An 8522-nucleotide genomic window follows, 5' to 3' on the forward strand; every position below is an offset into this window, starting at 1 on the left:
CCTCGCGCTCGTCTGGGCAGGAGTCCGCCGAGGAGGACGAACGAGACCAGAGCGGTGAGCCGGTCCCGCACCGAGAGGGCGACGGCGGCCGCGGCGAGGGCCGCGACGCCCACCACGATGTCGATCACGCCGGCACCGATCACGGGGCCGCCCCCCGGTCCGGCTCCGCGGCGAGCAGGGTCGCGGCCACGGCCGCGACGGTCATCCCGAGCACCCAGATGGTGGCGTACTTGGCGACCTCCCACCCGGATTCCGCCCGGAGTGACAGTGCGAGCATCACGAACCCCAGCCCGAGGGTGTCCGCCTTCGTGATGGCGTGGAGCCGGCTGCGCAGGTCCGGGAACCGGAGGAGCCCGACCGTCCCGGCGGTGAAGAACAGGCCCCCGAGGACGGCGGCGATGACCACCGCGACGTCGAGGACCTCGCCCGCACCACTCATCGCGGGCGGGCGGTGACCATCGTGACGGTGAGGACCAGCGCCAGCGCCACCAGGACGAGCGCTGCATCCCGCAGCGACGGCAGAGGGCCGATCACCGAGAGCACCGCCAGCGACGCCGCCCCGGTGGTGCCGGCCAGGACGACCCCGGTGACGCGGTCCCGCGGGGAGGGGCCGCGGACCACCCGGACGAGGCAGGCCAGGATGTTGAGCACCAGCACGATCACCAGGGCCTGCAGGACGACGGTCACCACGTCCACGGTGACGATCCCTCCGGCCTCGAAGCGGGACCGTCCACTACAACCCCAGGACGGAGCGGGCGATGAGGAAGTAGACGATCAACCCGATCGCGTCGACGAAGGTGGTGATGAACGGATTGGAGAACACCGCGGGGTCGGCCCTGACGGACTGCGCGAGCAGCGGCATGAGCCCGCCCACGGTGGCGGCGATGGTGCACAGCGCCAGCAGTGTCAGGCCTATGACCAGGCCGAAATCGAAACCGAAGATGAACCCGGCGGCGAGAAGCCCCACGCCGCCGAGGGCCAGGCCCAGGATGAACCCGGTCCGTACCTCCTGCACGAGCACCCGGAGGGCGTCGCGGGGTCGGACGTCTCCGAGTGCCAGCGCGCGCGTGACGGTCGTGGCCGCCTGGTTGCCGGTGTTGCCGCCGGTGCCGATGATGAGCGGCACGAAGAGCGACAGCGCCACCACCTGCTCCAGGGTGGTCTCGAACACCGCCAGCACCTGCACGGTGAGCGCGGCGCCCAGGGCGAGCACCAGCAGCCACACCACGCGGGAGCGGACGATGGAGCGGACGGGCGTGGAGAGGTACGGCCGGCGGAGGGGCTCGGCGCCACCCTGGCGGGCCGCGTCCTCGGTCTCGGCGTCCTCGAGGATCCGCAGCGCGTCGTCGACGGTGAGGATGCCCACGAGGCGGTCCTCCTCGTCGGTGATGGGCAGGACGATCACCCGCTCGTCCGCGCTGAGACGGGCGGCCTCCTCTTCGGAGGCCCGGGCGTGGATCGAGATGGCGTCGTTCATGAGGTCCCCGACGAGCTCGCGGGGATCCGCGCCCATCAGTGACCGGAGACCGACCACTCCGACGAGTCGGCGCCCCTGGTCCACGACGGGGATGGTGTAGATGGTCTCCACGTCGGCGAGCCGGTCGTGGACCCGGGCGAGCGCCTGCTCGGCCGTCATCTCCGGTCGTGCCGAGACGAACTCCGGCGTCATCCTGCGGCCGATGGAGCCGGCCGGGTAGCCGAGGATCTCGTTGGTGAGGGCCCGTTCCTCCGGAGGCAGGCCGCGGAGGAGGCGGGTGGCGACGAGGGCCGGGAGCTCGTCCATGAGCGCCACGCGGTCGTCGGGGTCGAGTTCCTCGAACAGGTGGGCGACCTGCTCCTCACGCAGTCCCCGGAGCAGATCCGACTGGACCGGGGCGTCGAGGGCCTCGAACACCACGAGCGCACGTCCCTTGGGCAGCAGGCGGAACGCGACGGCCAGGTCCCTGTCGGTGCTGCGCTCGAACATGTCCACCACGACCTGGTCGGGTAGCGAGGCCATGAGCTGCGACGCGGCTCTCAGGTCGCCGCGTGAGCGCAGCCTGGTCAGGCGCCGCGTCGCCTCGTCGAGACTCATCTCGCCGTAGGAGGTGTCGTCCTCGTCGGACGCGTCGATGAGCGCGAACCCGGTGGCGTCGGTCGGTGGTGCCGCGGGATCGTCCGAGAGTTCGCGTGGCTCAGTCATCGCGTGTCACCTCCGTGGAGTCGGTCGGGGGCCCGGTCGTGAACTCGATCTGCGAGTAGCGGGTCGCGGTGGTGGGCGCGGCCCCGGAGAGGAACCCGGCGCGCGCGATGTACATCGCGCCGATCGCCGAGGAGGCGAACTGGAGGATGGCTGCCACGGCCACCTTGGGCGCGGCCTCCCAGGTGGGGTGCAGCAGGAAGGCTCCGGCGATCACGAACACCAGGCCGAGTCCGGCGGCCGCGCCGATCGCCGACGAACGGACGTAGAGATCGGGGAATCGCAGGAGACCGATGGCGCCGCCGAGGAACACCACCGCGCCGACGAGGACGGAGACCGATCCCAGGACGGTCGCCACCAGTTCCCAGCTCATCGTCTACCTCCGGACATGAGTCGGGCCAGTGAGAGGGCGGAGACCAGGCCCACCAGCGTCGCGACCAGGACGAGGTCGTAGACGAAGGGGCTGTCCACTCTCACGCCGACCAGGGCGAGAAGGGCGATGAACGCGAAGAAGAGCAGGTCCGCCGCGATGGCGCGGTCCCCGGCGTGGGGGCCGCGGATCATACGGTAGGAGGACAGGACCGCCGCGATGGCGACCAGGACGATGGCGATGTCGACGACGATCATCGGGTCAACCCCTCTCGACGGATCGCCCGCAGCATGTGGTTCTCCAAGTCGTGTAGCGAGGCGGTCAGGTCGTCGGGATCCGGGAAGTACATGCCGTGGACCACGATCTCCCAGTCCTCACCCTCCCCGGGGTGATGCGCACCCAGGGTCAGCGTTCCCGGCGTCAGGGTGATGAGGGAGGACAGCATCGTCACCTCGAGTTCGCTGCGGCACCTGGTGGGGAACCGCACGAAGCCCGGGGTGATCGAGGCGTGGGGCAGGAAGGCGTCGCGGACGACCTTCGCGCTGGTGGTGGTCTGTTGCCAGAAGAACCAGAGCAGGAACCACGCGATTCTCAGTGGCCAGGTCAGGGTGGAGGTCATCCGAGCACCGCCTGGATGTAGGTGGTCGGATCGTAGAGGTTGGCCGCGGCGGTCCCGGACAGCTCGAGCAGGAGCTGACCCCCCAGGCCCAGCGCCAGCGTCACCACGGACAACGCCAGCGCGGGCGCCGCCAGTGCCAGGCCGATCCGGCGGCCCGGGGGCACCATGTCCGGGTCGGGCGAGCCGGCCTCCGCGGTGTCCGCGACAGTGGCGGTCTCAGTGACGGTGTCAGTGGCGGTGGTCGAGGCGGTGGTCGAGGCGGGAGCCATCGTGTCGGTCGGCGTGGCGCCCGCTGCGGCGCCGGTGATCTCGACCCCGTCGCGGTGCCGCCCGTCGACGTCCCTGCCGTCGGGGATGCCCGTCGCCTCCGAGTGCGCCGGGTCCAGACCCTCCGGGAGTGTGCGGGAGTCGGTGGGCGTGGGTTCGCCCAAGAAGATCCCGGTCCAGATCTTGAGCATCGACAGCAGGGTCAGGATGCTCACCACCACCGCGACGGCCGCGGCGGCGATCTGGCCGGCGTCCAGGGCCGCGATGATGAGGCTGAGCTTGGCGACGAAACCGGAGAAGGGCGGGATCCCGGCCAGCGACATCGCGGAGGCGAAGAAGGCGACCGCGACGAGGGGTTCGGTCTTGGCCAGTCCCGAGAGCTGCCCCAGCCGCCGGGGACCGTAGCGCACCTCGATCGCGCCGATCGCCAGGAACAACGCGGCCTTGACGATCATGTGGTGCAGCAGATAGAAGATGCCGGCGGTCAGGCCGATGGGGCCGAACAGCGCGACTCCCAGGAGGATGTAGCCGATCTGGCTGACCATGTGGAACGCGAGGATCGAGCGGGGCGCGGCCTCGCCCACCGCGCCGAGCACGCCGATGAGCATGGTCGCGGAGAACACGACGACCCCCACCCACAGATAGCGCGAGTCGCCGTCGAAGATCACCGCGTAGATGCGGTAGATCGCGTAGATCGCGATCTTGGTGTGCAGGCCCGAGAACATCGCGGTCACCGCGGGGGACATCTTGGGGTACGCGCGCGCCAGCCACCCGTGCACGGGGACCACCGCGGCCTTGATCGCGAGAGCGAAGAGCACCAGGGCGGTGGCCACGGCCACGGCCGTGTCCTCCGAGGCGGCCCCGTGGAGCTGGGCGATGTTGACGGTCCCCGTCACCCCGTAGATCAGCGCGACCCCGATCAACAAGATGGTCGAGGCGAGGAGGTTGACCGAGATGTAGAGGCGCGAGGCCGCGACGCCGACCACGCTCGCACGCCCGGACCGGGTGATCATCATGAGCCCGTAGGAGGGCAGGAGCATGACCTCGACAAAGACGAAGAAGTTGAACAGATCCCCGGTGAGCAGGGCGCCGTTCACGCCGGCGGTCACCAGGAGGACCAGCGGTGGGTAGAACCTCTTGTACGCCTCCCCGGCCGCGACCGCGAAGGCGGCACACGTGAGCGTCAACAGGCTCGTGACCGTGAGCATGAGCGCGGAGAACATGTCGAGCACGAACGGGATGGACACCCCGGGCGCCCACAGGGCGACCTGGTGCACCACGACCGAGCCGTCCGACACCCACGGCACGGTGGCCACGGCCGCGGCCAACTGCGTCCCGAGCACCGCGAACAGCACGGTGAGGATCAGCCGTGTCCTCGAGGCGACCGCGACGAGCACTCCCGCCGTCAGCAGCGGGACGGCGACGAACAGCGTGAGGGCGGACTCCAGCGTCATCGGTGGACCCCTTCCGCGTCGTGGGTCGACGGCTCATCGGGCTCCGGGTCCTCCGGGTGGGCGCCGCCCGGGGTCTCGGGGAGGAGGTCCAGGGGGTCGAGGTCGCCGATGTCGGTGTCGTCGTCGTCACCGCCGATCACCGCCAGCACGAGCAGGTAGATCGTGATGGCGAACGCGATGACGATGGCCGTGAGGACGAACGCCTGCGGCAGACCGTCGGAGGTCAGCGCCGGGTCCGGGTCGGACACCAGCGGGGCCTCGCGGCGCGACGCGCCGCCGGCCGCCATGAGCGTGAGGTGCGCCGCGTGGCTGAGCAGGATGAAGCCCAGGATCACCCGGACCATCCCGCGCTGCAGGACGAGGAACACGAAGCCGGCCATCAGGACGCCGACGGAGATCGCGAGGGTCATGCCTGTACCTCCCGGTTGTCGGTGACGTCGATGACCCGGTCCGCGTCCTCGGTGGCGGCCGGGGCGGTGGCCTCCGCACCCGGCCCGGTGGGCGGTGGCGGCGGCACGGCGGGTTCATCGCTCCGGTCGTCCCCGCCGAGCTTGTCGATCGCGGCCATGATCACACCGAGCACGGCCAGGTAGACGCCCACGTCGAAGATCAGCGCGGTGGTCAGGTGTACGTCGCCGAGGTAGGCGTGCAGCGGGAGCAGGAACGAGCCGTCGACGAAGCCCGCCAGGCCCGTGACGACGCCGATGATGACGCCCGCCGCGATGACCGCGACGTACGGCACACGGATCCGCGCCGCCTTGTCGCTCGGTGCCCGCAGGTAGTAGATCGCGATCCCGGCCCCGCCGATGAGCGCCGAGTTGAACCCTCCACCGGGGGCGTTGTGGCCGCGGACGAGGAAGTAGAGCGACAGCAGCACGATCAGGGGGCCGAGGATGCGGGCGAACGTGCGCAGGAAGACGCCGTTGTCCTGCGCGGACAGCAGGGGCGAATCCGCGTGGACGGCGAGCGGGACGTCGCGGCGGGGCAGGGCGCGTCTGGCGTGCAGTGCGAGGATCACCGCGAGCCCGGCGACCCCGAGCACGGTGAGTTCGCCGAGGGTGTCCAGGGCTCGGTAGTCGACCAGGACGGTGTTGACCACGTTGATACCGCCGGTGTCCTGTTCGGCGTTGTCGAGGAAGTACCGGCCGACGTCGGAGAGTTCCCGGCGACCGGTCATGGCCCACACCGCCGCACCCGAGGCGAGGCCGACCACGATCGCGACCGCCGCGCTGACGAGCGTGCGCGAGCGGGAGACCGTGTGGAAGGCGCGGGGCAGACGCTGGAGGACCAGGACGATGACGACGACGGTGAGGACCTCGACGAGGAGCTGGGTCAGGGCCACGTCGACGGCGCCCAGGGTGAAGAACCACAGCGCCATGGCGAAGCCGACGATCCCGACGTTCGCGACGGCACCGAGACGGGAGCGGGAGATGACCATGGCCGCGGTGCCGACCACGAGCAGGACCACCACGATCCAGTCCTCCGCGCGGACAGGTGAGCCCACCTCGGGCTCGGGGCGGACCGCCACGACCCCGACGGCCGCCAGGGCCACCAGCACCAGCAGGACCGCCCAGACGTGCCGGGAGATCCGGTCCGTCCGGGTGACGTCGCCCACGCGCGCCCCGCCCGCGATGGCCCAGCGGCGCAGCGCGTCGACCGTCGCCACACCCGTGATGGGGGCGAGTTCACGGTCGAGGAAGCGGTCGACCGGGTGGCGCACCACGACCAGCACGATCCCCAGCGTGATCACGATCATCGACATGAACAGCTCGGGCGCGAACCCGTGCCAGAGACCGAAGTCGGCCTCGTAGCCCTCACCGATCGACGCGCGTGCGGCGGCCGCGACCGCCGGCTCGAGCAGGAACCCGGTGAGCCCGAGCACCAGCCCCAGCACCGCGGGAAGGGCGGCGGGGAGGAAGAACGAGGCGCGCGGGGCCTCGATGGTCTCCGGGGTGCTGTGCACCGGTTCGGGCCCGGGACCCGCCGGCGGGCCGTGGGTGACGAACCCGCCGAGCAGGAAGCGCGCGGAGTAGGCGAAGGTGAACGTGGCGGCGAACACCGCCAGCGCGCCGAGCGCGGGACCGGCCCACGCGCCCCCCGGCGCGTCGAGCATGGACTTGAACATCCACTCCTTGGACACGAAGCCCAACAGAGGGGGCAGCCCCGCCATCGATGCCGCGGCCAGCCCCACACCGATCGCGGTGCCGGGCATGATGCGGTACAGCCGCGGGAGGCCGCTCATGGCGCGGGTGCCGGTCTGGTGGTCGACCACGCCCACGAACATGAACAGGGACGACTTGAACAGCGCGTGGGCGATGGTGTGGATGATCGCGGCGACCATGGCGGCCGGGGTGCCCACGCCGATCGTCGCCACCAGGAAGCCCAGCTGGCTGATCGTGGAGTAGGCGAGCAGTTCCTTGAGGTCGTCGCGCTGCATGGCGAACACGGCGCCGAGGACCGCGGTGGTCATACCGCAGGTGATGAGCAGCAGATTCCACACCGGGACGTCGTGCAGCGCCTCGGAGAACCGCAGCAGCAGGTAGATGCCGGCCTTGACCATGGCGGCGGCGTGCAGATACGCGCTGACCGGGGTCGCCGCGACCATCGCGTCGGGCAACCACGCCTGGAACGGGAACTGGGCGGACTTGGTGAACGCGGCCATGGCGATGAGCACCGCGATGACGGCCGCGAAGGCGGGGTCGGCGGACCACACCGGGTCGACCAGGATCTCCGACAGGACCGTGGTACCGGTGCGGACCACCATGAGCGCCGCGGCGGTGAGCAGACAGAGCCCGCCGGCGACGGTGACGAGCAACGTCCGCACGGCGGGTTGCGTGCCCTTGGGGCCCGCGAGCGTGATGAGGAAGAACGAGCAGAGGGTCGTGAACTCCCATGCGACGAAGAGCACCACCACGTCGTCCGCCAGGACGAGCCCGAGCATGGACGCGGCGAACAGCGTCATCAGGCCGTAGTACCCACCGTGGCCCGAGCCGCGTCCGAGGTACCGGGACGAGTAGGCCATCACCACGGCCCCGATCCCGAGGACGATCATGGTGAACACGCGGGCCAGCGGATCGAGGGACAGACGGAGTTCGACACCGAGTGCGGGCATCCACTCGACCGACGCGACGGTGTCGACGGGGATGGCGAACCAGATGTACAGGGCGAGGCCGCCGAGCATGGCGGCGAGCGGCCACCCCGCGTCCCGCCCCATCGTGCGGGCCAGCAACGGTGAGATCGCCGCGATGCCGAAGGCCACTGCGAGGGCGAGGGTCAAGGTCACGTGCCGTTGGCTCCGGTGGTGGTCGGGGTGGGCGTCGGAACAGACCCGTGGGAACCGAGCCCGCCGACCCAGGTTAACACTCCCGATCGGGACGGATTCGAGCAGGATTCAGGGGCATGCCGAATGACCTGCGGGAACGGGTGCTCTACATCACTACCATCCACGGCATGCCCCCCACCCCCATCCCCAGTGCAGCCGACAGGACGGACGACCCGGCGGATGAGCCCGCGGACGGCCGGACCGACGACCGGACCGACGACCGGGAGCGTGACCCGGCGGGTGAGCCGGTCGCCGCGACCCCGGACGCACCGGGGCCCGGCCGGCGGGCACTCGCGCTGGTGGTGCTGGTC

Annotated in this window: 9 protein-coding genes and 1 pseudogene; 1 reads left to right on the top strand and 9 read right to left on the bottom strand. The window is 70.8% G+C overall.

Annotated elements, in window-relative coordinates; genetic code table 11:
- Nucleotides 1-139: 139 nt before the first annotated feature.
- Genes IY392_RS17845 through IY392_RS17885 form a run of 9 tightly spaced genes read right to left on the bottom strand, consistent with a single transcriptional unit; the run spans nucleotide 140 to nucleotide 8172 of the window.
- The gene (locus IY392_RS17845; protein ID WP_194861961.1) at nucleotides 140-439 is read right to left on the bottom strand and encodes a monovalent cation/H(+) antiporter subunit G; all 300 of its coding nucleotides are present in this window, start codon (nucleotides 437-439) and stop codon (nucleotides 140-142) included.
- Nucleotides 436-696, bottom strand: coding sequence for a hypothetical protein (locus IY392_RS17850; protein ID WP_107755613.1), 261 nt, complete (start codon nucleotides 694-696; stop codon nucleotides 436-438). The genes IY392_RS17845 and IY392_RS17850 overlap by 4 nt, the downstream gene beginning before the upstream one ends.
- Nucleotides 697-733: 37 nt before the next feature.
- Complete coding sequence (gene mgtE / locus IY392_RS17855) at nucleotides 734-2182, bottom strand: magnesium transporter (RefSeq protein WP_107755614.1); 1449 nt, start codon at nucleotides 2180-2182, stop codon at nucleotides 734-736.
- A complete protein-coding gene (locus tag IY392_RS17860) occupies nucleotides 2175-2552 on the bottom strand; it encodes a monovalent cation/H(+) antiporter subunit G (protein WP_107755615.1) in 378 nt (125 codons plus the stop codon). The genes mgtE and IY392_RS17860 overlap by 8 nt, the downstream gene beginning before the upstream one ends.
- Nucleotides 2549-2806: a monovalent cation/H+ antiporter complex subunit F gene (locus tag IY392_RS17865; protein WP_107755616.1), complete on the bottom strand. Its 258-nt coding sequence runs from the start codon at nucleotides 2804-2806 to the stop codon at nucleotides 2549-2551. The genes IY392_RS17860 and IY392_RS17865 overlap by 4 nt, the downstream gene beginning before the upstream one ends.
- Entirely contained in the window at nucleotides 2803-3168 is a 366-nt protein-coding gene (locus tag IY392_RS17870; RefSeq protein ID WP_107755617.1) for a Na+/H+ antiporter subunit E, read from the bottom strand. Before IY392_RS17870 ends, IY392_RS17865 begins: the two co-directional genes overlap by 4 nt.
- Entirely contained in the window at nucleotides 3165-4889 is a 1725-nt protein-coding gene (locus IY392_RS17875; RefSeq protein WP_194861962.1) for a monovalent cation/H+ antiporter subunit D family protein, read from the bottom strand. Before IY392_RS17875 ends, IY392_RS17870 begins: the two co-directional genes overlap by 4 nt.
- The gene (locus IY392_RS17880; protein WP_107755619.1) at nucleotides 4886-5299 is read right to left on the bottom strand and encodes a sodium:proton antiporter; all 414 of its coding nucleotides are present in this window, start codon (nucleotides 5297-5299) and stop codon (nucleotides 4886-4888) included. Before IY392_RS17880 ends, IY392_RS17875 begins: the two co-directional genes overlap by 4 nt.
- Nucleotides 5296-8172 carry a DUF4040 family protein gene (locus IY392_RS17885; RefSeq protein WP_107755620.1) on the bottom strand — a complete coding sequence of 959 codons (2877 nt, stop codon included), beginning with the start codon at nucleotides 8170-8172 and terminating at the stop codon, nucleotides 5296-5298. The genes IY392_RS17880 and IY392_RS17885 overlap by 4 nt, the downstream gene beginning before the upstream one ends.
- A gap of 167 nt (nucleotides 8173-8339) precedes the next feature.
- On the opposite strand from IY392_RS17885, the pseudogene IY392_RS17890 reads away from it, so the two are divergent.
- Nucleotides 8340-8522, top strand: a pseudogene (locus IY392_RS17890) (hypothetical protein); the annotation flags it as partial.

Origin of the sequence: Dietzia sp. SYD-A1 (assembly GCF_015356725.1) — a bacterium.
Lineage (GTDB): Bacteria > Actinomycetota > Actinomycetes > Mycobacteriales > Mycobacteriaceae > Dietzia.

Coding starts and splice junctions, on each gene's coding strand:
- IY392_RS17845 (WP_194861961.1), bottom strand. CDS start 439: ATGAGTGGTGCGGGCGAGGTCCTCGACGTCGCGGTGGTCATCGCCGCC.
- mgtE (WP_107755614.1), bottom strand. CDS start 2,182: ATGACTGAGCCACGCGAACTCTCGGACGATCCCGCGGCACCACCGACC.
- IY392_RS17860 (WP_107755615.1), bottom strand. CDS start 2,552: ATGAGCTGGGAACTGGTGGCGACCGTCCTGGGATCGGTCTCCGTCCTC.
- IY392_RS17865 (WP_107755616.1), bottom strand. CDS start 2,806: ATGATCGTCGTCGACATCGCCATCGTCCTGGTCGCCATCGCGGCGGTC.
- IY392_RS17870 (WP_107755617.1), bottom strand. CDS start 3,168: ATGACCTCCACCCTGACCTGGCCACTGAGAATCGCGTGGTTCCTGCTC.
- IY392_RS17875 (WP_194861962.1), bottom strand. CDS start 4,889: ATGACGCTGGAGTCCGCCCTCACGCTGTTCGTCGCCGTCCCGCTGCTG.
- IY392_RS17880 (WP_107755619.1), bottom strand. CDS start 5,299: ATGACCCTCGCGATCTCCGTCGGCGTCCTGATGGCCGGCTTCGTGTTC.